Source organism: Polyangium fumosum (genome assembly GCF_005144585.1).
Taxonomy (GTDB): domain Bacteria; phylum Myxococcota_A; class Polyangia; order Polyangiales; family Polyangiaceae; genus Polyangium; species Polyangium fumosum.
In genome coordinates, this window is the sequence record NZ_SSMQ01000063.1 from 21602 (window position 1) to 44840 (window position 23239).

The 23239-nt window shown below is 67.6% G+C and carries 21 protein-coding genes; 10 read left to right on the top strand and 11 right to left on the bottom strand.

Features of this window, described 5'->3' with window-relative positions; genetic code table 11:
• Nucleotides 1–174: 174 nt before the first annotated feature.
• A complete protein-coding gene (locus E8A74_RS39895) occupies nt 175–1647 on the bottom strand; it encodes a flavin monoamine oxidase family protein (protein ID WP_136934360.1) in 1473 nt (490 codons plus the stop codon).
• A gap of 239 nt (nt 1648–1886) precedes the next feature.
• Between E8A74_RS39895 and E8A74_RS39900 the strand changes: the two genes are divergently transcribed.
• A complete protein-coding gene (locus tag E8A74_RS39900; protein ID WP_136934361.1) occupies nt 1887–2249 on the top strand; it encodes a cupin domain-containing protein in 363 nt (120 codons plus the stop codon).
• Nucleotides 2250–2252: 3 nt separating this feature from the next.
• Here the strand turns inward: E8A74_RS39900 and E8A74_RS39905 are convergent, their stop codons facing one another.
• The 3 genes from E8A74_RS39905 to msrB all read right to left on the bottom strand — a co-directional run bounded on the left by E8A74_RS39905 (nt 2253) and on the right by msrB (nt 4198).
• Nucleotides 2253–2948 carry a DNA-binding protein gene (locus E8A74_RS39905; RefSeq protein WP_232379956.1) on the bottom strand — a complete coding sequence of 232 codons (696 nt, stop codon included), beginning with the start codon at nt 2946–2948 and terminating at the stop codon, nt 2253–2255.
• A 47-nt stretch (nt 2949–2995) separates the two neighbouring features.
• On the bottom strand, nt 2996–3664 hold the full coding sequence (locus E8A74_RS39910; protein ID WP_136934362.1) for a hypothetical protein: 669 nt from the start codon (nt 3662–3664) through the stop codon (nt 2996–2998).
• Nucleotides 3665–3805: 141 nt separating this feature from the next.
• Nucleotides 3806–4198, bottom strand: a complete 393-nt coding sequence (msrB, locus tag E8A74_RS39915) for a peptide-methionine (R)-S-oxide reductase MsrB (protein WP_136934363.1) — start codon at nt 4196–4198, stop codon at nt 3806–3808.
• Nucleotides 4199–4341: 143 nt separating this feature from the next.
• On the opposite strand from msrB, the gene E8A74_RS39920 reads away from it, so the two are divergent.
• Nucleotides 4342–4953, top strand: a complete 612-nt coding sequence (locus E8A74_RS39920) for a Uma2 family endonuclease (protein ID WP_211365563.1) — start codon at nt 4342–4344, stop codon at nt 4951–4953.
• Nucleotides 4954–4959: 6 nt separating this feature from the next.
• Here the strand turns inward: E8A74_RS39920 and E8A74_RS39925 are convergent, their stop codons facing one another.
• Genes E8A74_RS39925 through E8A74_RS39940 form a run of 4 tightly spaced genes read right to left on the bottom strand, consistent with a single transcriptional unit; the run spans nt 4960 to nt 8963 of the window.
• The gene (locus E8A74_RS39925; protein WP_136934364.1) at nt 4960–6120 is read right to left on the bottom strand and encodes a homogentisate 1,2-dioxygenase; all 1161 of its coding nucleotides are present in this window, start codon (nt 6118–6120) and stop codon (nt 4960–4962) included.
• Nucleotides 6117–7271, bottom strand: coding sequence for a 4-hydroxyphenylpyruvate dioxygenase family protein (locus tag E8A74_RS39930; RefSeq protein WP_136934365.1), 1155 nt, complete (start codon nt 7269–7271; stop codon nt 6117–6119). Before E8A74_RS39930 ends, E8A74_RS39925 begins: the two co-directional genes overlap by 4 nt.
• Nucleotides 7272–7329: 58 nt before the next feature.
• Complete coding sequence (maiA, locus tag E8A74_RS39935; RefSeq protein WP_136934366.1) at nt 7330–7989, bottom strand: maleylacetoacetate isomerase; 660 nt, start codon at nt 7987–7989, stop codon at nt 7330–7332.
• Nucleotides 7986–8963 (bottom strand): fumarylacetoacetate hydrolase family protein, encoded by a 978-nt coding sequence (locus E8A74_RS39940; RefSeq protein ID WP_136934367.1) that lies wholly within the window; start codon nt 8961–8963, stop codon nt 7986–7988. Before E8A74_RS39940 ends, maiA begins: the two co-directional genes overlap by 4 nt.
• 228 nt (nt 8964–9191) lie before the next feature.
• Between E8A74_RS39940 and E8A74_RS39945 the strand changes: the two genes are divergently transcribed.
• The gene (locus E8A74_RS39945; RefSeq protein ID WP_136934368.1) at nt 9192–10754 is read left to right on the top strand and encodes a serine hydrolase; all 1563 of its coding nucleotides are present in this window, start codon (nt 9192–9194) and stop codon (nt 10752–10754) included.
• Between the two features lie 87 nt (nt 10755–10841).
• Here the strand turns inward: E8A74_RS39945 and E8A74_RS39950 are convergent, their stop codons facing one another.
• Entirely contained in the window at nt 10842–13079 is a 2238-nt protein-coding gene (locus E8A74_RS39950; RefSeq protein WP_136934369.1) for a DUF3160 domain-containing protein, read from the bottom strand.
• A 311-nt stretch (nt 13080–13390) separates the two neighbouring features.
• Between E8A74_RS39950 and E8A74_RS39955 the strand changes: the two genes are divergently transcribed.
• Both E8A74_RS39955 and E8A74_RS39960 read left to right on the top strand, forming a co-directional pair.
• On the top strand, nt 13391–14953 hold the full coding sequence (locus E8A74_RS39955) for an HNH endonuclease (protein WP_136934370.1): 1563 nt from the start codon (nt 13391–13393) through the stop codon (nt 14951–14953).
• 1 nt (nt 14954) lies between these two features.
• On the top strand, nt 14955–15455 hold the full coding sequence (locus tag E8A74_RS39960) for an SMI1/KNR4 family protein (RefSeq protein ID WP_170229723.1): 501 nt from the start codon (nt 14955–14957) through the stop codon (nt 15453–15455).
• A gap of 110 nt (nt 15456–15565) precedes the next feature.
• On the opposite strand, the gene E8A74_RS39965 is transcribed toward E8A74_RS39960, so the two are convergent.
• Nucleotides 15566–15760 carry a hypothetical protein gene (locus tag E8A74_RS39965; RefSeq protein ID WP_170229724.1) on the bottom strand — a complete coding sequence of 65 codons (195 nt, stop codon included), beginning with the start codon at nt 15758–15760 and terminating at the stop codon, nt 15566–15568.
• A 443-nt stretch (nt 15761–16203) separates the two neighbouring features.
• Between E8A74_RS39965 and E8A74_RS39970 the strand changes: the two genes are divergently transcribed.
• From E8A74_RS39970 to E8A74_RS39990, 5 genes are all read left to right on the top strand, one after another.
• Complete coding sequence (locus tag E8A74_RS39970) at nt 16204–17748, top strand: HNH endonuclease (RefSeq protein WP_170229725.1); 1545 nt, start codon at nt 16204–16206, stop codon at nt 17746–17748.
• A complete protein-coding gene (locus tag E8A74_RS39975; protein ID WP_136934374.1) occupies nt 17745–18530 on the top strand; it encodes a DUF4265 domain-containing protein in 786 nt (261 codons plus the stop codon). The genes E8A74_RS39970 and E8A74_RS39975 overlap by 4 nt, the downstream gene beginning before the upstream one ends.
• 575 nt (nt 18531–19105) lie before the next feature.
• Nucleotides 19106–20683, top strand: coding sequence for an HNH endonuclease (locus tag E8A74_RS55165; protein ID WP_232379957.1), 1578 nt, complete (start codon nt 19106–19108; stop codon nt 20681–20683).
• Between the two features lies 1 nt (nt 20684).
• Entirely contained in the window at nt 20685–21200 is a 516-nt protein-coding gene (locus tag E8A74_RS39985; RefSeq protein ID WP_170229726.1) for an SMI1/KNR4 family protein, read from the top strand.
• A 17-nt stretch (nt 21201–21217) separates the two neighbouring features.
• A complete protein-coding gene (locus E8A74_RS39990) occupies nt 21218–21898 on the top strand; it encodes an ABC transporter permease (RefSeq protein WP_136934376.1) in 681 nt (226 codons plus the stop codon).
• Here E8A74_RS39990 and E8A74_RS39995 read toward each other — a convergent pair.
• Entirely contained in the window at nt 21863–23227 is a 1365-nt protein-coding gene (locus E8A74_RS39995) for a cytochrome P450 (protein WP_170229727.1), read from the bottom strand. The genes E8A74_RS39990 and E8A74_RS39995 overlap by 36 nt on opposite strands.
• Nucleotides 23228–23239: the final 12 nt, after the last annotated feature.

The window sequence follows — 23239 nt, forward strand, 5'->3', positions numbered from 1 at the left end:
CCAGGCTGCTGCGCGGCTCGATGCGTCGGTCGGCCTCGCTCGACGTACAGAGTACGCCTCGCTCGGCCTTCCTAGCCTCGAGCCGCTCGCGACGCCTGAGAAATACCCCTGGAGACGAAAGCCCGCTCGTGCTGGAAGGCGCGAGCGGGCTTCGCGTTTTTCCGGGGTGGGCGATCAAGCCTTCTGCAGGATCTCGTCCGCGGCGCGTTTGCCGCTCTCGATCGCGCCCTGCATCCAGCCGGCCCAGATCGAGGTGTGCTCGCCGGCGAAATGGATCCGGCCCTCCGACCGCGGGATCACCGCCATCATCCACCACTGGTTCGGCAGGATCTCCGTCCACGCGCCCTGCGACCACGGATCCTCGGCCCAGACCTTCATGTGGAACGAGAGCTTCTCGGCCTCGATGTCCGGGAAGAACTTCGCCATCTCGGCCTGGATGTACGCCTCGCGCTCGGGCGCGGCGAGGGCCGCGAAGTCGTCGGCATTCTCGTCTTGCATGTACGCGAGCAGGAGGCCCGTGTCGCCAGGCTGGGTCGCGCTCAGATCCCAGACGCGCTCGGCCTTCGTGTCCGTCTTCGCGAGCTTGAGCCCGCCGAGCTCGCCGAGCGGATCGTTCTTCCAGAATCGCGTCTTCGTCTGAAACATGGCGCGCGACGCCGTCATCATGTGGACCTCGTCCATCGCCTTCTGCTTGTCGTCCGGCAGCGCAGGCGAGAACGCGACGTCGCGCAGCGGCTTGAAGGGGATCGTGCAGACGAGGTAATCGGCCTCGTACGTCTCCGACGTACCCTTTGCGTCGACCGTGACCGTGACCTTCGTGTCGTCCTGCGTGATCGATTTCACGACCCGCTCGAACTTCACCTTGCCGTCGAGCTTCTCGGCGAGCTTCTGCGCGATCTGATCGTTGCCGCCCTGGACGTGGTAGGTGAGGTCCCAGTCCTGGTCCGCGACCTCGAGCGCCATCCACGCGAGGCAGCCGATCTTGTAGACCTCGGTGCCGTTGTCCGACACGTAGAGCGGGAGCCACGCCTCGGTCGCGCCCTTTTCCTTGAGGAAATCGGTCATGACCATTTTGTCGTATTGCTCGAGGATGCCCTCGCGCGGGAAGCTCCCGTCTCGGGGATTGCCGAACGCCTCGAAATTGGCCGCGATGTACGTCGACCACATGCCGAGGCCTTCCATGGCCTCCTCGGGCGAGAGGCCCGCGAGCGGCCAGGGCGTGCCCTCCGTGTGAACGAAGCGTTGGCCCCCCAGGTAATACAGCGGCGTCCCGCCCGGGAACTCTTCGAGCTTCAGGCCGAGCTCCTCGACGTAGGCGATCGTGTGATCGTGCACGTCGGGAATACGCGTCGCCCCGAGCTCGGCATACTGGCCGTTCTCGAAGCCATCGCGCTGGGTCAGGACACGGCCGCCGGCGTGGGCTTGCGCCTCCAGCACGGTGACGTCCCATCCCTTCTTTTGAAGCTCGTACGCCGCCGAGAGCCCGGCGAGACCGCCGCCGAGGACGAGCGCCTTTTTCGTCGATGCAGGCGGATTCGCCGGCGGTTGCCCGTCGTCCGACCCGCAGCCCGGCAGGTACACGGCGACGCCGGCCGCAGACAGGAGCTCGAGGAAGCGACGGCGATCGAACCTGGTCTTGCTTTTCATGAGGACCTCTTTGCGTTGCGCCGCATCCGCGCCGGGCGCCACGCGACCTCCCCCATGCCCCAATCCCGTCCCTGCGGCAATCAGGGTCGCACGGTATCGGCGTATCCACGAACGCTCCTATGTGTTCAATTTTACTAGGTAATTGTACTGCGCCAAACGCGTGGCGTGAGCGTGGTTCCCCCTCTCACGTCGTCGCGAAGGGATTGACGCGGATGTGCGTCTCGGTTTACGCCCCTCGTATGCCGACCTTCATCGAGAAGCCGAGCCGCATCGAGGCGGCCGGGAACAAGCCGAAGCTCATCGACGAGTACGTGGGGCGCATCAACACGCGGACCGAGGGCGCGAGCGTGGCCCACATGCGGAGCCCCGGAGGCTGGGTGGAGCCCGGCCAGCGGCCGGCGTTCGACGAGTTCACGGTCGTGCTGCGCGGGTCGCTGCACGTCGAATACGAGGGAGGAGCGGTCGACGTGCGCGAAGGGCAGGCGATCATCACGCACAAGGGAGAATGGGTCCGCTACAGCACGCCCGGCGACGAGGGCGCGGAGTACATCGCGGTCTGCCTGCCGGCCTTCTCGCCCGCGACGGTGAACCGCGACGCCTGAGCCTCAGGGAGAGGGCGGCGGCACGATCACGAGATCCACCGCGCCGCGCGGGGCAATCTCGTACCTGTCGAGGTATTGCTGGGCAAACCCCGTGATCTCCACGGCGGTGCCCTTCGTGAGCTTCGTCGTATCGATGAGGGGTTTGTCGCCCGCAAAGCACACGTAAATCTCGACCTCGCCGGAGCCGTCGTCTACGTACGCCTTGATCCCATAGGGTTTGTCCTCGACGATGGGATTCGACACGATGCCCTTCACGCGGACGAGCAGGCCCTCGGTCGATTCGTTCACCTCGCCCGTCGCGACGTCCTTCGGCGTGACGGCCTCGATTCCCTGCAGGAGCTCGGGGCCGGTGACATTCGTGACGAGCACGGTCTGCTTGGAGACCTGCGCGATTTTGCCGATGACGCGGATCTTCGCCCCGATGAGGATCTTCAGCTCCTCGTAGAGGCTGACATAAATGCCGCCGGTATCGTCCTGGATCGCGAATCCGAAGTCCCCCGTGGCCGTGACGAACGTGCCCGCCGGGACGCTGACGAACCCCTCGATCTGCGTGTATTCATCCACGGGCAGGGCGCGGGCTTCGGCGATGGGGACGACCTCCGGAGCGGGGAGGGGATCCGACGTCGGGAGCTCGTCGGAGCCGCAGCCGGTGAGGAGCGCGGCGAGGGGAACCACGAGGAGGAGAGCGCGGGGGTGCATCCGCAGGATCTACCGCGCCGGGGTCGTGCCGTGCAAGGCAGAGGGCTTCAGGGAGAGACGGGGCAGCGCGGCGCGGTGTATTCGCCGTTGGGATTGGCAGCCCAGAGCGGGCCCGTGAGCTCGACCCGGAAACGCACCTCGGTGTCGTCGATCGAGAGGATTTCCAGCGTGCCCGCGCCGATCGACCCGCCGCCCCACGGGCAATCCTCGGGGTTCGGCGAGTTCATGTCGCCGGTCTCGGACATGTGGCTGTACGCCAAAAGCTCCGGGCTCTCGAGGTCGTAGACGCCGACCTGCTGCAGCGCCGGGGGGAGCGCGATGCTGAGCTGAAAATGACCGCCGCAGGTCAGGTCCGTGGTGGGAGAGCCGCAGGAGGTGCCGAGGTCGGAGATGCGAAGGAAGAGGTCGTCCGGATTCAGCTCCGGCTCGGCGCCCGAGCTGACGGAGGTGCCGCCGGTCGGATCCTGGTTGGCCCAGTATTCGTCCCAAAGAACTTCGAGCTGCGCGCGGGTGAGGGCGACCGCGGGCTGCGCCGGATCGGGGGTGTCGTCGCCGCTGGAGGTGCTGCCGCCGGCACCGCCGGCACCGCCGGTGCCGCCCTGGCCGCCGGTGCCTTGGCCGGCGTTTTTTTCATTGCTGCCACCTTGGACGACGTAGTTGCCGCAGGCGGCGAGGAGGATGGGGAGGAGAACGAAAGGAAGGCGCTTGAGGTTCATGCCCGCGACATGAGCACGTTCCGGGCCAGGCTGGAGAGCTTGGGATTTCGCGGCTTTGTGGGGATCTGTGCCAGGTGTGTCGGCACATTGTGTCCAGATGTGCCGACATGGGACGGGGGGGTGGGCGCTTGGCCCAACCCTTTACCGCGGCACGAAATCCAGCGACGCCGAATTGATGCAATAGCGCATCCCCGTCGGAGGCGGGCCATCGGGGAAGACGTGTCCGAGGTGGGAGTCGCATTTCGCGCAGCGGACCTCGGTGCGGAGCATGCCGTGGCTCGTGTCTTCGATCTCCTTGACGATGTCCTTCGCGATCGGGGCCCAGTAGCTCGGCCAGCCGCTGCCGGAGTCGTATTTGGTGGCCGAATCGAAGAGCGGCTCGCCGCAGCAGACGCAGACGTAGCGCCCGTCGGCCTTGTGGTTCCAGAACTTGCCCGTGAAGGCCCGCTCGGTGCCGCCGCATCGGCTGACGCGGTATTGCTCGGGAGAGAGGCGCTCGCGGTAGGGATCCTCGCGCTCGGGTTGGCTCGACATGAGAAAGGTCCTCCGGCCCGCATCCTAGCGCGAGGCGCCCCGCCGTTCGAGCCCCGCCGAGCGAGCAGGGCCGAGGCGCGCTTGACGGGCCTCGGGGGAGGCTGTAGCGGCTAGGAGGCCCCTGCTGATGGAGGAGTGACGCCGTGGCTGCCAAGATGCCCCTCGTGACCGAGGACGAGTACATCGAGCTCGAGCGCAAGAGCCTGGTCAAGCACGAGTTCTGTCGTGGTGTGATCACGGCGATGGCCGGCGCCTCGGCGCGGCACAACGCGCTCTGCGCGAACATGATCGGGCTCCTCTTCGGCGCCCTTCGTGGAGGCCCGTGCGCCGTCCTGACGAGTGATCAACGCGTCCACGTCGAGGCGACGGGGCTCTTCACCTACCCCGACGTCGTGGTCGTCTGCGGCGCGCCGCAGTTTCACGCGAAGTACCGCGAGAACCTCTTGAACCCCCGGGTCCTCGTGGAGGTCCTCTCGCCCACGACGGCGCGGCACGACCAGACGTCCAAGTTCTCCCATTATCGGATGCTCCCCTCGCTCGTCGAGTACGTGCTCGTGTATCAGGACGAACGACGGATCGAGCACTACCGGAAGCTTCCCACGGGGCAATGGTTGCTCACGGAGTGCACGGGCGAGGAGGCGAGCGTGGAGCTGCCCGCGCTCGGATGTACGATCCAGCTCACCGACGTGTATGCAGGGGTCGACCGGTTCGCGCCGGAGGCAGAACGCCAGGGAAACGAGGGGAACGAGCCCTGAGCGGGCTCACCCCTCGACGAAGCTGTCCTGATACCCCGGATCCTCCGCCCCGAGCGCGGCCTCGGTCGGGAGGAGCGGATCAAACGTATCGATCATGACCGCGAGCTCGCTCGTCTCCTTCGTGCCGATGCTGGCCTCGTAGGAGCCCGGGTGCGGGCCGTGCGGGATGCCCGCCGGGTGGTGGGAGATGCTGCCCGGTCCGACGCCGCGGCGGGACGTGAAGTTGCCGCGGCAATAAAAGAGGAACTCGTCGCAGTCGTACGACGAATGCGGGTACGGGCAGGGGATCGCCTGCGGGTGGAAATCGACGACGCGCGGGACGAAGCTGCAAATGAGCGCGCCGCGCGCGGCGAAGGTCCCGTGCCAGTCGGGCGGCAGGTGCACGAGGCCCGCCCGCGGCTGGAAGTTCAGGATCGGGAAGACGAACGGATAGACCGTGCCGTCCCAGCCGACGACGTCGAGCGGCGAATGCGCCATCGAGAAGCCATGGAAGCCGCCGTCGCGCTTGACCACGAGCTTGCGGATCCCCTCGTCCATGGGTCCGACGAAGCTCGGCTTCTTGAAGTCGCGGTGGCAGTACGGCGCGTCCATGCGGAGCTGCCCGACGTCGTTGCGCCATTTCGAGGGGATGTGGATTCCGCCGATCGCCTCGATGCAAAGCCACGATTGCAGGCCCGCGTCGGGGATGAAGCGATAAAAGAGGCCCCGCGGGACGTAGATGTAATCGTCCTTCTCGTACCGAAGGTCGCCGAGCATCGTCCGCAAGAGGCCGCTGCCCTCGAAGACGTAAAAGAGCTCGTCGGCGTCGGCGTTCGAAAAATAGACGGGATCGGGCGCGTCCGGGCGGGCGATGCCGAGGACGACGTCGCCGTTGTAGAGCAGAGGGACGCGCCCGTCGATCTGCGGGCCGCTCGGCGTCGGGACCGAGGTCGAACGATAATGGCGCTTCGCCAGGGGGCGCTGCGGGGCCGGCGTCGGGAGCGCGAACCCGTGTTCGGCGGGCGCGACGCGGTGCTCGTGCGGGCGCCGCTCGTGATACGCAATGGTGTAGGGCCCGTCGAACCCGCGACGCGTCAGGCACTCCTCCCAGCGGAGCGCGCCTTTCGCGTCGCGGAGCACCGTGTGGTGCTTCGGCGGCAGCTCCCCGAAGGCGAGGCGCTCGATCACGCGACCTTGCCTTCCGTCTTTTGCTGCCGCTCGATGCTCTCGAAGAGCGCGCGGAAATTGCCGCCGCCAAACCCGCGATCGCCCTTGCGCTGGATGATCTCGTAGAAGAACGGCCCGGCGTGCGGATCCCCGTGTGTCCCGGAGGACTCCTTGAGGAAGATTTGCAGCAGGTATTTGCCCTCGGCCTCGCCGTCGACGAGGACTTCGAGGTCGCGCAGCACGTTCACGTCCTCGTCGATCTGCTGGACGCCGAGCGACTTCAGGCGCGCAGGCAGCACGTCGTAATACGAGCCCGGCGTCGGCATGAACTGGATGCCGAGCTCGCGCATGTGCTTCACGCTGGTGAGGATGTCCTTCACCGCGATCGCCGCGTGCTGGACGCCGTCGCCGCGGTGCTCCTCGTTGAAGATGTTGATCTGCGAGCTCTTGAAGTACGGCCGATACGGCTCGTTGTTCGCGAACTTCACGCCCGAGGCCGGATCCCACATGACGGCCGAGCGCAGGCCGGAGCCGTGATCGCCGCCCTTCTTGACGTCCTCGGTGTGGAACTGGATCTCCCAGAACCGCTCGAACCCGAGCACGTGCTCCATCCAGAGCAGCGCGGGCGCCATCGTCTGGAAGTTCGTCGTGATGTGATCGAAATGCGTGAAGCCGAGCGAGTTCTTGCCCCCGCGCGGCGTGTCGTAATGCACGGCGCCCGGGAAGAGCTTGCGATACCCCTTGCGCTCGACGAAGCGGAACGTCGTGTCGCCGAAGGGCGACGTGATCGAGAACGAGGCGAACTCGCCGCCGTCCTCCTTCACGCGCGTGATCTCGTCGATCGGCGTGCCGCCGCGCCCGTCGAGCAGGCGGAACGCGCGCTCGATGTCCTCGACCTCGAAGATGAGCGTGCCGACGCCGTCCGGGTGCTTGCGCAGGTACCGCCACGCCCGCCCGCCCTCGCCGAGCGGCTGCGAGCACATGACGATGCAGTCGCCCGCGCGGAAGACGACCGAGCGCTGCTTGGCCGCCTCCTCGAGCTCGGGGCTCGAATGGGCGATCTCCTCGAAATCGAGCTTCTCCGTGTAGAACTTGCGGCTCCGCTCGAGGTCGCGGACGTAATAATGAAGCGCCTCGAGGCGCTTGATCCCGATGGATTCCACCTTCGACATGGTTTCGATGTCTCCTTCAGCCATGCAACGTTCGGGGGCTACGCTCGGACGAGCCGAGCTACGCCCCCGACCCCCCGACGACGGCATCAATCTGCTTGTCCGGATGAGCGGCCTGGAAGGCCGGTAACGACGCGCATTGCTCCTCGATGCGCACGAGCGAGGGGAACGTGGTGACATCCACGCCGAAGCGCCGCGCTGCGAAAAGTTGGGGCACGAGGCACGCGTCCGCCACCGTGGGCGTGTCGCCCACGGAGAATCGACCCTGGACGGGCTCGGCGAGCGCCTGGAATGCGGCGAGGCCCTTCTCGATGAAGCGGCGCGCGAACGCCTGCTCGTCGCCGCCGAGCTCGGTCTTCACGAGCTTGAGCACCGAGAGGTTCTGGAAGGGCTGGATGCCGGCGTTGATGGTCTCGGCGAGCTGCCGCGTCCGCGCGCGGAGGAACGAATCGGCCGGCAAGAGCCGCGGCTCGGGATAACGCTCCTCCAGCCATTCGATGATCGCGAGCGATTGCCCGAGCTCATGCGTGACGCCGCCCTCCTCGACCACGAGCGTCGGCACCTGGGCCATCGGGTTTTTCGCGCGGTAGTCGTCCCGGAACTGCTCGCCGCCGTCCTTGACGAGGTGGACGGGGATATACTCGAAGGGGACGCCTTTGAGGTGAAGCGCGATCCGCGCGCGATAGCTGCAGGAGCTACGCCAGTATCCGTAGAGCTTCATGGAGAGACCACCTTCTGCTCGATGCGGCCAAAGATGTCGCGCCCGTCTTCGCCCCGCATCTCGATGGCGATGGTGTCACCGGGCTTCATGAACGGGGTCTTCGGCGCGCCCTCGTCAATGGTCTCGATCATGCGCCGCTCGGCGAGGCAACTCACGCCGCGCGCGCGATCGACGTTGGAGACGGTGCCGCTGCCGAGGATCGTCCCGGCGCCGAAGGCGCGGGTCTTCGTGATGTGCTCGATGAGCTCGAAGAACGAGAAGTGCATCTCGGGCCCGGCCTCGGGATCACCGATGAGCGCGCCGTTGTAGGTCGAGCAGAGCCGGAGATGGACGCGGCCGTCGCGAAACGCGCCGCCGAGCTCGTCGGGCGTGACCGCGAAGGGCGAGAACGCCGTGGCGGGCTTCGATTGAAAAAAGCCGAATCCCTTGGCGAGCTCGGCAGGGACGAGGTTTCGCAAGGTGATGTCGTTCGCGAGGCAGAGCAGGCGCACGAAGCGCCCGGCGTCTTCCTTTTTGGTGCCGAGCGGGACGTCGCCGAGGATCACGCAGACCTCGGCCTCGAAATCGAGCCCCCAGCGCGCGTCGTGGAGGACGATGTCCTCGCGCGGGCCGAGGAGCACGGAGGAGCCGCCCTGGTAGACGAGCGGATCGGTGCGGAGCGTCTCCGGCGGCTCGGCGCCGCGGGCTTTGCGGACGAGGACGATGTGGTTGATGTACGCGGAGCCGTCGACCCACTCGGAGGCGCGCGGCAGGGGCGATACGAGCTTCGTGAGGTCGAGGGGCTCGCCGGGGATCTCGCCCCGGTCGAGGCGGGCGGCGAGGTCCCGCAGGCGCCCCTCGCTCTCGTCCCAGCGATCGAGCGCGGCCTGCATCGTGGGGATGTCAGCCGGCGCTGGGGTGAAGACTGCGCCGTCGCCTCGGACGACGATGAGCGTGCCGTCCCTTCCCGGTCCTCGTAGGCTCGCGAGCTTCATGCGTTCCGTTCTCTCCGCCGTGCTTGGCGTGGGTCGGGTAGCACGAAGGGGGAGGGAGGTTCAACCCCGGAGGCGAGGGCCCTTGCGAGCGTGGGGCGGGGATGCTGCGAGCCCCTCCAGGACCCTCGCAAGCGTCTGGCGGGCCCGACCCACGGCAAGTTCATCGCGTGAGGTTCGAGCCGCCGAAGGGGCTATCGCCATGCCCACGGCGGGTTTAGGGTCGGGGGCGTGTTGCGCCGCTCCGCGATCCTCGTCTCCGCCCTCCTGGCGTCGGCCTGCGCGTCCGCGCCGCCCCTCCCGCCTGACAAACCCGCGCCGCCGCCGCCCGTCGAGGCCTCGCCCGCGCGCGTGGACCCGCTCGCCGGCCTCGACGTGGATGCGGCGGAGACGCTCGCAGCTTGGAAGGCGCCGGGCATGGCGATCGCCGTCGTGCGCGGCGACGAGGCGGGGGGCCACGTCGTGCTCGCCCGCGGCTATGGGACACGCGAGCTCGGCGGTACGGCGCCGGTCGACGCGCACACGCGTTTCCCCGTCGCGTCGCTCACGAAGACCTTCACGGCCGCGGCCGTGGGCAAGCTCGTGGAGGACGGCAAGCTCGGCTGGGACGACCCGATCAAGCGCCATTTCCCCGGCTTTTGCGTGAAGGACCCGCACGTCGGGGCCACGCTCTCGATCCGGGACGCGCTCGCGCACCGGAGCGGGCTCGAAGAGTCCGCGGATCTCTTGTGGCTCGGCACCGGGTTCGACCGCGGCGAGGTGATCCGGCGCCTCTGCGAAGTGGGCCAGGAGGCGCCGCTCCGCGCGAAGTTCAGCTACAGCAACGTGCTTTATACCGTGGCCGGCGAGCTTGCGGCGCGCGCGTCGGGGCAGACCTGGGAAGAGCTCGTGACCTCCCGCCTGCTCGATCCAGCCGGGATGCGCGAGAGCGGCTTCGGCGCGCCCGCGCCGGGCGGCGAGAACAGGGCGAGCCCGCACGCCGAGCGGGACGGCGTCCTCGCGCGGATCGCGCCGCGCGACGTCACCAACATCGGGCCCGCGGCAGGGCTCGTGACGAGCGCACATGACCTCGCGCGCTGGCTCTTGCTTTTGCTCGGACGCGGCACGATCGAGGGCAAACGTGTCCTCGCCCCGGAGGTCGTCGATGCGCTGTTCACGCCGACGACGATGGTCGGCCTCCGGCCCTGGCAAAAGGAGCTCTACCCGGAGAGCCATTTCCTCGCGCAGGGGATGGGCTTCATGCTCCAGGATTACCGCGGCCGGCTCGTCGCCTGGGGGACGGGCGGGATCGACGGGTATTCGTGCTCGATGGCGCTCCTCCCCGAGGAGAAGCTCGGCATCGTGGTCCTCACGAATGTCCCGTTCACGGGGTTGCCCGAGGGAATGGTGTTCCGGCTCGTCGACGCGCACCTCGGCGCGCCGCCGAAGGACTGGAGCGGGAAACGCCTCGCCTTGTCGCTCGCGAGCCGGGCGCGGGGCGCAGCGGCGCGCAAGGAGCGCGAGAGCAAACGCGAGACGACGTCGTTCCCCGTGCCCATGGAGAAGTTCGGAGGGGTGTACGCCTCCCCGAGGTTCGGCGACGCCGTGATCGAGCCTCGGGACGGGGGGCTCGGCTTGCGCTTCGCGAAGGCGGCGCGCGCGACGCTCGAGCCCTTTCGGCCCGGGGCGCTCCTCGCCCGCTTCGAGGACGCGGACCTCGGGACGTCGCTCGTGACGTTCACGGTGGATGCGCGTGGCGTGGTGACGAGCTTTTCGCTGGAGGATCACGGGGCGTTCACGCGCGTCACGCGGTGAGCGGGTGTCGTCCGCGCCGGCTGTGCCGCCGTGTGCCGCCCGGCGTCGAATCCGGGCGGCCACGTCAGGGCATGCGCTTTGTGCTTTTCAGCGGGAGACGAGGTCCGTCATCCACGGCACGTCGGCGGGCGTCGCGCCCTGGAGGCCCTGCGCCCATTCTTCGTCGGTCATTCGCTCGAAGTTCGACGTGATCTTCTCGAAATAGGACGAGGCCAGGCCCACGAAGGCCCGCGGCGTGCCGCACGGGTCCGCCGTCACGACCATGAGGCGCGGCAGGCCCGTCCCCACGTGCAGGACGCGGCCGACGGGGCTCCCGACCTCGTCGGTCGGCTGCGTGTGCACGTCGGCGATCGTCGGATCTTCCTGGACGCTCTGGAAGTTGTCGAAGAACAGGTTCGCGTACCAGCCCGTCGCGCCTTCCGGATCACCGCAGCCCATCTGCACCTTCACGGCCTGGTTGATGAAATCGAGGTGCTCCTGCGTGAGCGGGATGCCCTCGCGCTCGTTCTTCGCCATCTCGCCGAGCTTCTGCGCGACGTCGCGCAGCGTGGCGAAGTACTCCGGCAGCCGCTGGGCGAGGTAGGCGCTGCCCGAGAGATCGAGGGTCCCGACCATGGCGGAGCCGTGCTCGGCGAGCTCGGCGATGCGCGCATAGAAGCCCGGGTACGGGTCCACGAACGCGTCCGGGAACTGGCACGAGGCGCCGCCCGTGTACGATTGCTTCGCGTAGAGCAACGTGTCGTGCCGGAGCTCGGCCCAGGACGCGAACTGCGTGTTCATGAGCCTGCGGCCCCAGGCCTCCGTCTTCGCGACCCCGGGCAGGCCCGCCGTGTCGCCCCCGAGCGTCTTGTTCGGCGAGAGCTCGCGCAGCGAGACGAGCCAGCGGTTGTAGAGGTTGTCGTTCCAGAACGATTCGGGGTGCGCGTCGACGAGGACCCGCATCATGTGGAGGTCCGGCGCGTACTTGAACTGTTCGAGCTCGGGGAGCAGGAGTTGCCCGGCCTGATCGTTGCCGAGCGCGGCGAAGCCGACATCGAGCGGGTTCGGCATCATCCGCTTGACGGCGCCCTTCTGCACGCGGTCGTAGACCACGTTCGAGAAGACGTGCGAGTCGACCACGTACCGCTGGCCGAAGAGCGCGAAGCTCGACGAGAGCGGCAGCGTGCCTTGCCCGAGGCCGTTGATCATGATGTGGCTCGAGATCCGCTGCGTGCCGTAGCCTTTTTGCAGCACGGTCTGGGCGATCTTCGCGTCGTCGAGCCCGGCGAGCCCCGCGGCGTCGGCCACGCCGAGATCCACGAGCAGCTTGTCGAGCTGGGGCAAGGTCATGTAATCGCTTTCGCCCACGAAGGAGCGGATCGCGTTGTCGATGCGGCTGTGGCGCTTCTGCTGCTCGCCTTGCGCGAGGGCGTGGAGGACGTAGGCGCCTTCGAGTTGCCTGCGCTGGAAGATCTGCGAGCCGTCGCTTTGTGTCTCGACGATGCGGAAATCGATGCGGCCGAGCCACATCATCGCGCGGAAGTACCGCTCGAGCTCGGGCGCGTCCGTGTAGTGGCCGCGGGGCTCGAACTGCGAGTAGTCCACGAGTCGATTGCTGCCGAAGAGGCGCGTCTCGCCCATTCCCTGGTGGGCCTTCGCGCCGTCCACGAGCGCGACGATGTTCGACTCGTTCGCGCCCGCGACGGGCGGGACCGCCTGGTCGGTGAGGAGCGAGAGCGCCACGGCCGTGAAGAGGTCCGCGTCCGCGCGCGCCTCGGCGCCGAGCGCGGAGCCGCCGCCGGCCGCGAGCTCGGCGCGCATCGATTCGAGCAGCGTCTTCAGCTCGGGCGCGAGGGACGCGAGCTCGACGGCCTTCAGGATCGCGTCGTAGGAGCGGTGGACGGCGTAGAGGACCGAGTCCGCCGACACGTAGAGCGGCAAATCGAGCGCATAAATGCTCTCGTAGCCGTACACGAACGTGGGGAATTTTTTCTTCTCCGAGATGACGAAGCCATTCTTCTGGAGCTTCTGCATCTCGTCTGCGTCGAGGCCGAGCGAGGAGGCCTGGATCAGCGGGAGGCCGTCGGCCTGCGCGGGATCGTAGGAGAGGCCATTCGTGAAGGAGACCGCGTATTGGTTCGTGAAATCGGCGGCGGTCATGTTCGCCGATTTTTGCGCCTCGGCGAGGAGCGCGTCGAGCTCGGCTTGTTGATCCGGCGCCATCGGCGTGGGCGGGATGGCCGTTCCGTCGGGCTTCCTGGGTTGATCCTCGAATGTCGTGAAGCAGGCGGTGGCGAGGACCGCGAGGAGCGGGACGGAGCACAAGCGAAGCAGCGGCGTGCGCATGTTGGATTTCCCCTTTCGCGGCGGCTCGAATCGCCGCGCGCGCCGTGGGCCTAGCAAGGCGCGTGCCCCGCGCGCTCGCCTGGTATGTTCCGCTTGAACCGATCTCCGCCTGGCAGCGCACCGGACCCCGCGTGCACGCGTTGCAGACGGGTCTCCGACGTAGGTCGTGCCGTTTGCACGCGTTGCAGACACCTTTCGGAGCGCGCCGAGCGCCGTTTTCACGGGGAGGGGACGTCGACGGGGTCGTCGATCGTGGAGCGTACGCCGGCAGCCTTGTGGGCTTGCACTCTATCTTCTAGCGTGGCGTCGCCATGACTTCGCGCCGCGTGTTCGTTTCGTCGTTGCATCTGCGTCTGTGGATGCTCGGGGCTCTGCGGTTCTTTTGGCGCGGGCTGCTGGGGCTCGTCGCTTTTGGTGTTTCGGTAGGGCTCCTCGGGTGCGGCGCGGCGCGCATGCATACCGAGGCTTGGGCGCAGGAGCTGCACGGAAAGAGCGTGTTTCGCGTCTGCCGGCGTCATCCCCGCGTCGGCCCGCATGCGCGCGCCTGGTACGAGATCGGGGACGGGGTGCATCGACCGGCATTCGAGCCGCTCGAAAAGCTCCTGGAAAACCCTTCGGTCAAGGCGGTCTTCCTCCATGACCCCCACGCGCCGCCGGAGAGCCGGCGGCTTTTGGGGCTCGCGTACCAGGATCTGCCCTGCGACAAGCCGCCGCCGCCTCCGGCGCCTCCGGAGAAGATTGCGGCGAAAGAGCCGGATGCCGCGCCGGCCAGGCGTACGACCGTCCGAATCGAGACGCGGACGTCGGCGATACGGCCCTGCGAGAGGCCGCGCAATAGGCCACCCGATCCGCGTCTCCTCGGGCAAACGGCGCCCACGCCTGCGCCCGCGCCGGGGATGAGCGCGCCGTGTCCGCCGCCTCCGCCCGGGAATACATACGAGGAACAGAAAGTCAACCTGGCGCGGAGGGACGCCGAGGAGGAGGCGAGGCGCACGGGGGAGCGGATTGGGCGCGAATGGGGGGCGACGCTTGGCGGGGCGGATGGAACGAAGGCCACCTTCGACGGCTTCAGTCTCGGCGGGGCGCCACACTTCGACTATTTGGCTAGAAGCAACCCCGCATTCCTGGAGGAGATCCAGGTCAAACTTGCCAAACAGTTGAATGCAATCCCGGACCTGCCGACGTACGACGACGAGGGGCTCGCCACGATCGCGTGGGAGGCATTCCTCAAGGGGTATGGCAGAGGCTGGGCGGATGCCGAGCTGAAGTTCGCGATCCTGAACGCCCTGGCGGATACGGCATTGACGATCGCCACGATGGGAACGGCGAGCCTGGAGACCGCGGGGACGAGGGCGCTGCGGGCGGCTCAGCAGAGGCTCCGGAGCATGCCGGTGTTCCTGCCGAGCGCGGCGGGCGGACCGGGCGGGTTTCTGCGACGGCCGAAGCTGCCGAGCCCGCCGGCCGCGAGCCCGTCGAAGGCAACGGCGCCGCCAAGTGGGACGACGGTCACGACGACGACGAAGCCCGTGTCGAGCCCAAACGGCGTGGCCGCAGGGCAGGCGAGGACGCCAAAGATCCGGAACATGCACCTCGCGGGCAAGAAGCACCCCAAGACCGGCGTGCCCTTTGATGCCGAGGGGTATCCTGATTTCAAGGCAGCGGGCGTCGTGAAAAAGGAGGTGAAGATCAACCAGACGGGGAACAGGGAGGTGGATGACCGGCTGGCAAACAAGGCAGCGGGAATCGATGCGACGACGACGAAAGACCATACGTGGCACCATCATCAGGACGGGACGACGATGCAGCTCGTGCCCAGCGATATTCACGGGAAAACGGGACACACCGGGGGAGTCGCAAATCAAAGGAGACGATGACATGCAGATCCACGACCGCGGAGAACCTCTGAGTGAGCAGTCCCTCCAGGAGCTGGAGGAGAAACTCGGCGTGCGCCTGCCCGCGCCCTATCGCCGCTTCCTGCAAGAGTACAATGGCGGCAGGCCAGAGCCGGACGTACTCGACATCGCCGGAGCCCCCTTCGGGACCGTAGGCGTCAGGGAGTTCTTCGGCGTGGGAAAAGACTACGAAACATACGAGCTTCTCTGGCTCTTGGAGGAGCGGAGGGCCAGCTTGGGCGATGATGTTCTCGCAATCGCGTGTGATTCGAGCGGAGATCTCTACGGCATCGTCACCAAGGGGGAGCAGCGAGGACGCGTGTACTTTTTCGACTACTATGCGAGCTGGGAGCCCTATTTCGTCGCCAGCGACTTCGACGCCTTCCTCCAGAAGTTGCGCCCGCTGACGCCCGAGGAGCTCGCCCTCATCGAGGCGGGAGCGGCGACCGCGGTGGTCGTTGACCTCGACAAACCTGTCGAGTAGGATTCGCGGCAGAGACATGGCAGGCCCGCTCGACCTCGGTCCGGCGTACGCGCCGCCCGTCGTGTCGCCGCCGCCGGCCCCCCGGGCGTCACCTTCGCGCCCCGCTTCGTTCAGGTCGATCCCATCTCCGCCTTGATCCGCGCGAGCACGGCCTTCTTCGTCTCGTCGACGAGGAGATCGAGGACATCGTCGGCGGCCACCATGAGCGCCTTGGCGAAGGCGATCCCGTCGAGGAGGGCGTCTTCCTCGACCTTGTGCTTGCGGAGCTCGGCGCGCAGGGCCGCGAAGGGCTCGTCGATGGCCATGGTGCGTGGTCCGATCATGGGGTGCGACCGTACAAGGCATGCGGGGAAGGTGTGAAGGGGACAGGGGTCAGGAGCAGAACGGGGGCGGGAGGCTTCGGGGAGGAGCGCGTCTTCGCGTGGAGCCGCGCGGGGAGGCGTCGACGCGAGGTTTCGGGCGAGGCGCGCCGCGCGGGGAGGGGTCCCCGCGGGAATTTCCCGGCGGGGAGGTCAGGGGGAGAGGGGCTCCCCGCGGGATTTTGTCGGCGAGGGGCGGGCGGCGGAGGGGTCCCCGCGAAGAAGTGCAGCGCGGATCCTCGGCGGGGGAGGGGTCTCCGGGGAGGAGCGCGGCGCGGACATGTTCGTGGGGAGGCTTCCCCGGGGTGGGCGCGGTTGGGTTCGGTCGGCTGCGGAGGGCCCGCCGTTGACAGGGGGGGCCGCCGTGACCTGTCCTGGTGGGCATGGGCATGACGTCGCGTCGCGGGCTCGCACCCTCGTGGAACCCTCGCCCGTGGATCACCGGTGCCGCGCGGATGCTCGTGGGCGCCGCTCTGCGGTTCTTTCGGCGCGGGCTGCTGGGGCTCGTCGCTTTTGGTGTTTCGGTAGGGCTCCTCGGGTGCGGCGCGGCGCGCGTGCCGACGGAGGCTTGGGCGCAGGAGCGACACGGCAAGAGCGTGTTTCGCGTCTGCCGGCGTCATCCCCGCGTCGGCGCGCATGCGCGCACCTGGTACGAGATCGGGGACGGGGTGCATCGACCGGCATTCGAGCCGCTCGAAAAGCTCCTGGAAAACCCTTCGGTCAAGGCCGTCTTCATCCATGACCCCCACGCGTCGCCCGAGAGCCGGAGGCTCCTCGGGCTCGCGTACCAGGATCTGCCCTGCGATAAGCCGCCGCCACCACCGCCACCGCCGCCTCCGGAGAAGATTGCGGCGAAAGAGCCGGATGCCGCGCCGGCCAGGCGTACGACCGTCCGAATCGAGACGCGGACGTCGGCGATAAGGCCCTGCGAGAGGCCTCGCAATAGGCCTCCGGATCAGCGTTACCTCGGGCAAACGGCGCCCACGCCTGCGCCCGCGCCGGGGATGAGCGCGCCGTGTCCGCCGCCTCCGCCCGGGAATACATACGAGGAACAGAGAGTCAACCTGGCGCGGAGGGACGCCGAGGAGGAGGCGAGGCGCACGGGGGAGCGGATCGGGCGTGCGTGGGGGGCGACGCTTGGCGGGGCGGCGGAAGCAGCGAGCTCGCTCAACCGCAGTCCAGGCGGGGGGCGCCCCTTCGACGTAGCGCTTTGGAACAACCCTGCAGGCGCCGACAAGATGCGGGCCGATGTGGCCAGACAACTGAATGCAATCCCGGATCTGCCGACGTATGACGACGAGCAGCTCGCCAAGATCGCCTGGGAGGGCTTCCTCAAGGGGTATGGAAAAGGCTGGGCGGATGCCGAGGCCAAGTACGCCATCGTGAACGCCCTGGCGGATACCCTTTTGACGCTTGCCACGGCGGGAGCAGGGGCCCTGGAGACCGCAGGGGTGCGGGCGCTGCGGGCGGCTCAGCAGAGGCTCCGGAGCATGCCGGTGTTCCTGCCGAGCGCTGCGGGCGGACCGGGCGGGTTTCTGCGAAGGCCGAGGCTGCCGGGTCCGCCGGCCGCGATCCCGCCGAAGGCAGCGGCGCCGCCCAGCGGGACGACGGTCACGACGACGACGAAGCCGGTCACGGGGCCGAACGGCGCGGCGGGGAGTGCTGGCGGGCCGAGAGCTGGTAAGCCATTCACAGCAAAGGGGAAGGCGGAGCTCGACGCGGCCAACGCCGCGCGACATGGAGGCGTGAACGTGTGCGAGACCTGCGGTTCCCCAGCCGTACCCGCTCAGAAGTCACAACGCGGTGTCCGCCCGCCAGGAAACGAGCGACATCGCGACCACAAGATTCCTCGAAGCAAAGGCGGCGACGGTGATCCGTCCAATGGTCAGATCCTGTGCCGCGACTGCAATCTGGAGAAACGCGATACGTTATGAGCCATGAACGTCGGCCTGAGCATGTTAAAATTCTATTCGATGTCGAAAACGAGGACGGGACTGTCGACATCGAGAGCCTGTGGGCCATTCCCGTATCAAATGGGTACAGGATAGACAATATCCCGTTCTACGCCCGAGGCGTGGCATGCAACGACATCGTGGCGGCCACTCCCGATGAAGGTGGCATGTTGCGTTCTTCCGGGTTGGTGACGGCGTCTGGTCACAGCACTGTCCGCTTGTTGTTCGAAGACGAAGCGAATGTTCCTGCTGTGCGAGAGCACTTTCGACAAATGGGGTGCGCGTCCGAGTTGGACCTGGCTCGACTCGTTGCCGTTGATATTCCGCCGACGGTTCCTTACAATGCCGTGCGCAAGTTCTTGGAGGAACAGGAAGCTGCCGGGGTTCTCGAGTACGAGGAGGGTTGCCTGGGGGAAGCGGCGGCAAACGCTGTGACAGGAGAAATGATGGGTTATCCCAACGATGCCGATGGCGCTGCCCTGCGTCGCCTGGCGGACCGATGCGACATGTCGGAGCCGATGAATATCGACTTCGTCGTATCTGTTCCGGATCAAGCTGCGGGCGAGGAATTGGCGCGGTTGGTGACGAAGCGTGGCTATACTCCGTCGATCGAGTTCGACGAAGAGGCAGAGGAATGGACCTGCTATTGCACCAAACGGATGGTTCCCACCTACGAAGCGGTCGTTGCCGCGCAGCAGGAGCTCGATGAACTGGGAGCCGAGGTGGGGGGGGACTCCAATGGATGGGGGACATTCGGCGACTGAGTGCGGACGAGCCGTGACTTCGACTCGTTAGGCCCGAAGAGCTGGCCGAGATCGAGAAGCTCGCGGCGGCGAACACGGCGGCCGTTGACCCCGACAAACCCGTCGCGTAGGGTGCGCGGCGAGAGACATGGCCGGCCCGCTCGACCTCGGTCCGGCGTACGCGCCGCCCGTCGCGTCGCCGCCGCCGGCCCCCCGGGCGTCACCTTCGCGCCCCGCTTCGTTCAGGTCGATCCCATCTCAAGGTCATCTCGGTAGGGCGAAGCTCCTCGTCGATGTCGTCGAGGGGCTCGTCGATGGCCATGGTGCGGTTCCGATCGTGGGGTGCGACCGTACAAGGCATGCGGGGAAGGTGTGAAGGGGACAGGTGTCAGGAGCAGAACGGGGGCGGGAGGCTTCGGGGAGGAGCGCGTCTTCGCGCGGAGCCGCGCGGGGAGGAGGGGTCTCCGGGGAGGAGCGCGGCGCGGACATGTTCGTGGGGAGGCTTCCCCGGGGTGGGCGCGGTTGGGTTCGGTCGGGTGCGGAGGGCCCGCCGTTGACAGGGGGGGCCGCCGTGACCTGTCCTGGTGGGCATGGGCATGACGTCGCGTCGTGTGCTCGCACCCTCGTGGAACCCTCGCCCGTGGATCACTGGTGCCGCGCGGATGCTCGTGGGCGCCGCTCTGCGGTTCTTTCGGTGCGGGCTGCTGGGGCTCGTCGCTTTTGGCGTTTCGGTAGGGCTCCTCGGGTGCGGCGCGGCGCGCGTGCCGACGGAGGCTTGGGCGCAGGAGCTACACGGAAAGAGCGTGTTTCGCGTCTGCCGGCGTCATCCCCGCGTCGGCCCGCATGCGCGCGCCTGGTACGAGATCGGGGACGGGGTGCATCGACCGGCATTCGAGCCGCTCGAAAAGCTCCTGGAAAACCCTTCGGTCAAGGCCGTCTTTATCCATGATCCCCACGCGCCGCCGGAGAGCCGGAGGCTCCTCGGGCTCGCGTACCAGGATCTGCCCTGCGACAAGCCGCCGCCGCCACCGCCGCCTCCGGAGAAGATTGCGGCGAAAGAGCCGGAAGCCACGCCGGCCAAGCGTACGACGGTCCGAATCGAGACGCGGACGTCGGCGATACGGCCCTGCGAGAGGCCTCGCAATAGGCCTCCGGATCAGCGTTACCTCGGGCAAACGGCGCCCACGCCTGCGCCCGCGCCGGGGATGAGCGCGCCGTGTCCGCCGCCTCCGCCCGGGAGTACATACGAGGAACAGAAAGTCAACCTGGCGCGGAGGGACGCCGAGGAGGAGGCGAGGCGCACGGGGGAGCGGATCGGGCGCGCGTGGGGGGCGACGCTCGGCAAGGCGGCTGGAGTGAAGGACTCCATCGACGTCACGTATTTAGGAAACTTCGATTATGACATTCGGGACAAACCTGATGCCCAAGTCTTCGAAGACATCCGGACCAGTCTCGCCAAACAACTCGATGCAATCCCCGACCTGCCGACATACGACGACGAGCGGCTCGCCACGATCGCCTGGGAGGGCTTCCTCAAGGGGTATGGGCGAGGCTGGGCGGACGCCGAGCTGAAATTCGCGATCGTGAACGCCCTGGCGGACACCTTGTTGATGGTCGCCTCCGGGGGAGCGGCGGCCCTGGAGACCGCGGGGGCGAGGGTGCTGCGGGTCGCCCAGCAGAGGCTCCGGAGCATGCCGGTGTTCCTGCCGAGCGCTGCGGGCGGACCGGGCGGGTTCTTGCGGCGGCCGAAGCTGCCGGGTCCGCCGGCCGCGATCCCGCCGAAGGCAGCGGCGCCGCCCAGCGGGACGACGGTCACGACGACGACGAAGCCGGTCACGGGGCCGAACGGCGCGGCGGGGCAGGCGAGGACGGCGACGATCCGGAACGGTCACCTCGCGGGCAAGAAACACCCCGAGACCGGCGTGCCCTTCGATGCCGAGGGGTATCCCGATTTCAAGGCTGCCGGGGTCGTAAAAAAGGAGGTAAAGATCGCCCAGACGGGGAAACGGCCTAAGGACGAAAAGCTGGCAAACGACGCAGCGGGAATCGACGTGACGCCGAAAGACCATACGTGGCATCATCATCAGGATGGGAAGACGATGCAGCTCGTGCCCACAGATATCCACAAGGCCACGGGCCATACCGGCGGGGTCGCAAATCAAAGGAGACCATGACATGCAGATCCACGACCGCGGAGAACCCCTGAGCGAGCAGTCCCTCCAGGAGCTGGAGGAGAAGCTCGGCGCGCGCCTGCCCGAGCCCTATCGCCGGTTCTTGCAGGAATACAATGGAGGCCGGCCAGAGCCGGACATCCTCGACATCGCCGGTGCTCCCTTCGGGGGCGCGAGCGTCAGGGAGATCTTCGGCGTGGGAACGGAGCGCAAGTGCGGCGATCTCTTGTGGAACAAGGAGACGCTCGACGGTGCCTTCGCCGAGGATTGGCTCCCCATCGCCGACGATTCGAGCGGAGACATCTACTGCATCGTCACCAAGGGGGAGGATCGAGGCCACGTGTACTTTCTCGACTACTACGCGAGCTGGGAAGCCTACTTCGTCGCCAGCGACTTCGACGCGTTCCTCCAGAAACTGCGAGCGTGGACGCCCGAGGAGCTCGCCGAGATCAAAAAACTCGCTGCGGAGAACGCGGCGGCGAACGCCGTGGAGCTTGACCCCGACAAACCTGTCGCGTAGGGTGCGCGGCGAGAGACATGGACGACCAACTCGACCTCGGCCAAGCGTACGCGCCGCCTGTCGCGTCGCCGCCCGTCGCGCCCCTCCCCGACGTGATCTCGCCCTACGATAGGATCGTGAGGTTCTCTTTCCCGGTCGGCGCCGTGGTCGGGCTGGTCATGGGCAGCGTGGTGTATCTCCAGTCCGCCAACGCGCTGAGCGTCTTCAATGCGCAGAGAAACGCCCCGGGAATCGTATGCGTCGCCGTGCTTCGCGGGATCGGCCCCGCAAGCGCCGTGCTTGCCGTATCCCTCACGGCGGCCGTCCTCCTCCATCGCGCGGGGCGCAGGGCGAGCGGACCCCTCGAGGTCGATCACGCGCGCGTGCTCCTCGTCCTGGCGACGTTCCCCCTCCTCAGCGTCGTCACGACGCTGTTCTGCATCCTCGCCTCCGTGCTGCTGTGGCTGGCAGAACCCGCGGGGACGCCGAGCGAGTATCTGGCATCCCTGTCCGATTTCATGAGATGGCCGGATCCCGCATTCGGCCTGGTCGTGGCCGCAGGCAGCGGGGGGTTTCTCACGTGCCTGCTCCGCATCGGGGCAAAGTGGCTCACCACGAAGAAACACGGCCTCGCCCTGAAGCTCTTCGTCGCGTATCTCTCGCTCGCCATCCCCAATGCTTTGCTACGAGCGATCTTCTTGCTCGTGGACCCGGCTTGAGCCGCGCCGCTCCATGACGAGCGGCATTCCACGAGAAGGCGCGATCGTCACCCCGCGACGGACCTCGTGCACCTTGCCGAAGAGCGGCAAACGCAGCTCCGCGCGCGCGAGGATCGTGGCGAGGATCATCTTCATCTCATAAAGCGCGAAGGCCATCCCAATGCAGCGGCGAATGCCGCCGCCGAAGGGGAGCCACTCGTGGGGCGCGAATCGCTGGCGCAAAAAGCGGTCGGGATCGAAGCGCGTCGGATCCGGGTAGAGGTCGGGCCTTCGGTGAATGAGGTAAATCGAGACGAGCGCGGGCGTGCCGGCTTCGAGATCATGCCCGCCGATGCGCATGGGCCGCTGGAGGAGGCGGCCGACCATCGGCACCACAGGCTGCAAGCGCAACGTCTCCCGCGCCGTCGCGTCGAGCAGCGCGCAGCGGGCAATCCGCTCGGGCGCGAGATCCGGCAGCGCGCCCTCCGTTTCGAGCTCGCGCACGAGGCGCGCGACCAGGCTCTTCGAGGCGAGGATCCACCGCAGCCCCCAGGAGAGCGCGGTGGCCGTGGTCTCGTGGCCGGCGACGAGCAGCGTCATGAGCTCGTCGCGCAGCTCGCCGTCGCTCATGGGCTCGCCCGCCTCGTCGCGCGCGTCGAGCAGGAGTGAGAGGATGTCGTCCCCGCGCTCGCCCGAGGTCCGGCGGCGTCGGATCTCCGCGTAGAGCATTTCGTCGGCCTCGTGGAGGGCCCGGACCAGGCTGTTCCAGCGCGTGAGGGGGCCGAGGTCCCGCTGGAACAGGGGCACGAGGAAGATCGGGTTCGTCGCGAGCTCGAGGATCTCCACGAGCCGCTCGCGCAATCGGTGGAAAAGCTCGCCCTCGCCGATGCCGAAGACGACGCGCAAGATGACGTCGAGCGTGATCGCCTGCAGGCGCTCGTGCACCGGGAAACGCTCGCGCGCGGGCCAGCCGGCGATCGAGGCCTCGGTGAGGGCGATCATGCGCGCGCCATAGGACGACATGCGCTCGCCGTGCAAGGGCGGCATGAGCAGCTTTCGCTGGCGCAGGTGCTCTTTGCCGTCGAGCAGGAGGAGCGAGGCTTTTCCGAGGATCGGCCCGAGCACCGCGTTGACCTGCCCCGCATGCGCGTCGTCCGGGCCAAGGGCAAAAATCTCCTTCGCGGCGTCGGGGTGGTGGAAGACCACGGCGGGCTTGGGATTGGCCGGAAAGCGCATCGTGAAGACGTCCGGGTACCGCTTGGCCATGGCCTCGAGGAAGGGGAACGGGCGGTAGAGATACGGCACGAGGGTGAAGGCCGAGGGCAGGGGGAGTCCGGGCAGGGGCCGCATGGGGCGCAGCAT

What these genes read in the sequence shown, in the direction of transcription:
- E8A74_RS39895 (WP_136934360.1), bottom strand. Translation starts at nt 1,647, where the DNA reads ATGAAAAGCAAGACCAGGTTCGATCGCCGTCGCTTCCTCGAGCTCCTG.
- E8A74_RS39900 (WP_136934361.1), top strand. Translation starts at nt 1,887, where the DNA reads ATGCCGACCTTCATCGAGAAGCCGAGCCGCATCGAGGCGGCCGGGAAC.
- E8A74_RS39905 (WP_232379956.1), bottom strand. Translation starts at nt 2,948, where the DNA reads ATGCACCCCCGCGCTCTCCTCCTCGTGGTTCCCCTCGCCGCGCTCCTC.
- E8A74_RS39910 (WP_136934362.1), bottom strand. Translation starts at nt 3,664, where the DNA reads ATGAACCTCAAGCGCCTTCCTTTCGTTCTCCTCCCCATCCTCCTCGCC.
- msrB (WP_136934363.1), bottom strand. Translation starts at nt 4,198, where the DNA reads ATGTCGAGCCAACCCGAGCGCGAGGATCCCTACCGCGAGCGCCTCTCT.
- E8A74_RS39930 (WP_136934365.1), bottom strand. Translation starts at nt 7,271, where the DNA reads ATGTCGAAGGTGGAATCCATCGGGATCAAGCGCCTCGAGGCGCTTCAT.
- maiA (WP_136934366.1), bottom strand. Translation starts at nt 7,989, where the DNA reads ATGAAGCTCTACGGATACTGGCGTAGCTCCTGCAGCTATCGCGCGCGG.
- E8A74_RS39940 (WP_136934367.1), bottom strand. Translation starts at nt 8,963, where the DNA reads ATGAAGCTCGCGAGCCTACGAGGACCGGGAAGGGACGGCACGCTCATC.
- E8A74_RS39950 (WP_136934369.1), bottom strand. Translation starts at nt 13,079, where the DNA reads ATGCGCACGCCGCTGCTTCGCTTGTGCTCCGTCCCGCTCCTCGCGGTC.
- E8A74_RS39955 (WP_136934370.1), top strand. Translation starts at nt 13,391, where the DNA reads ATGACTTCGCGCCGCGTGTTCGTTTCGTCGTTGCATCTGCGTCTGTGG.
- E8A74_RS39960 (WP_170229723.1), top strand. Translation starts at nt 14,955, where the DNA reads ATGCAGATCCACGACCGCGGAGAACCTCTGAGTGAGCAGTCCCTCCAG.
- E8A74_RS39965 (WP_170229724.1), bottom strand. Translation starts at nt 15,760, where the DNA reads ATGGCCATCGACGAGCCCTTCGCGGCCCTGCGCGCCGAGCTCCGCAAG.
- E8A74_RS39970 (WP_170229725.1), top strand. Translation starts at nt 16,204, where the DNA reads ATGACGTCGCGTCGCGGGCTCGCACCCTCGTGGAACCCTCGCCCGTGG.
- E8A74_RS39975 (WP_136934374.1), top strand. Translation starts at nt 17,745, where the DNA reads ATGAGCCATGAACGTCGGCCTGAGCATGTTAAAATTCTATTCGATGTC.
- E8A74_RS55165 (WP_232379957.1), top strand. Translation starts at nt 19,106, where the DNA reads ATGACGTCGCGTCGTGTGCTCGCACCCTCGTGGAACCCTCGCCCGTGG.
- E8A74_RS39985 (WP_170229726.1), top strand. Translation starts at nt 20,685, where the DNA reads ATGCAGATCCACGACCGCGGAGAACCCCTGAGCGAGCAGTCCCTCCAG.
- E8A74_RS39990 (WP_136934376.1), top strand. Translation starts at nt 21,218, where the DNA reads ATGGACGACCAACTCGACCTCGGCCAAGCGTACGCGCCGCCTGTCGCG.
- E8A74_RS39995 (WP_170229727.1), bottom strand. Translation starts at nt 23,227, where the DNA reads ATGCGGCCCCTGCCCGGACTCCCCCTGCCCTCGGCCTTCACCCTCGTG.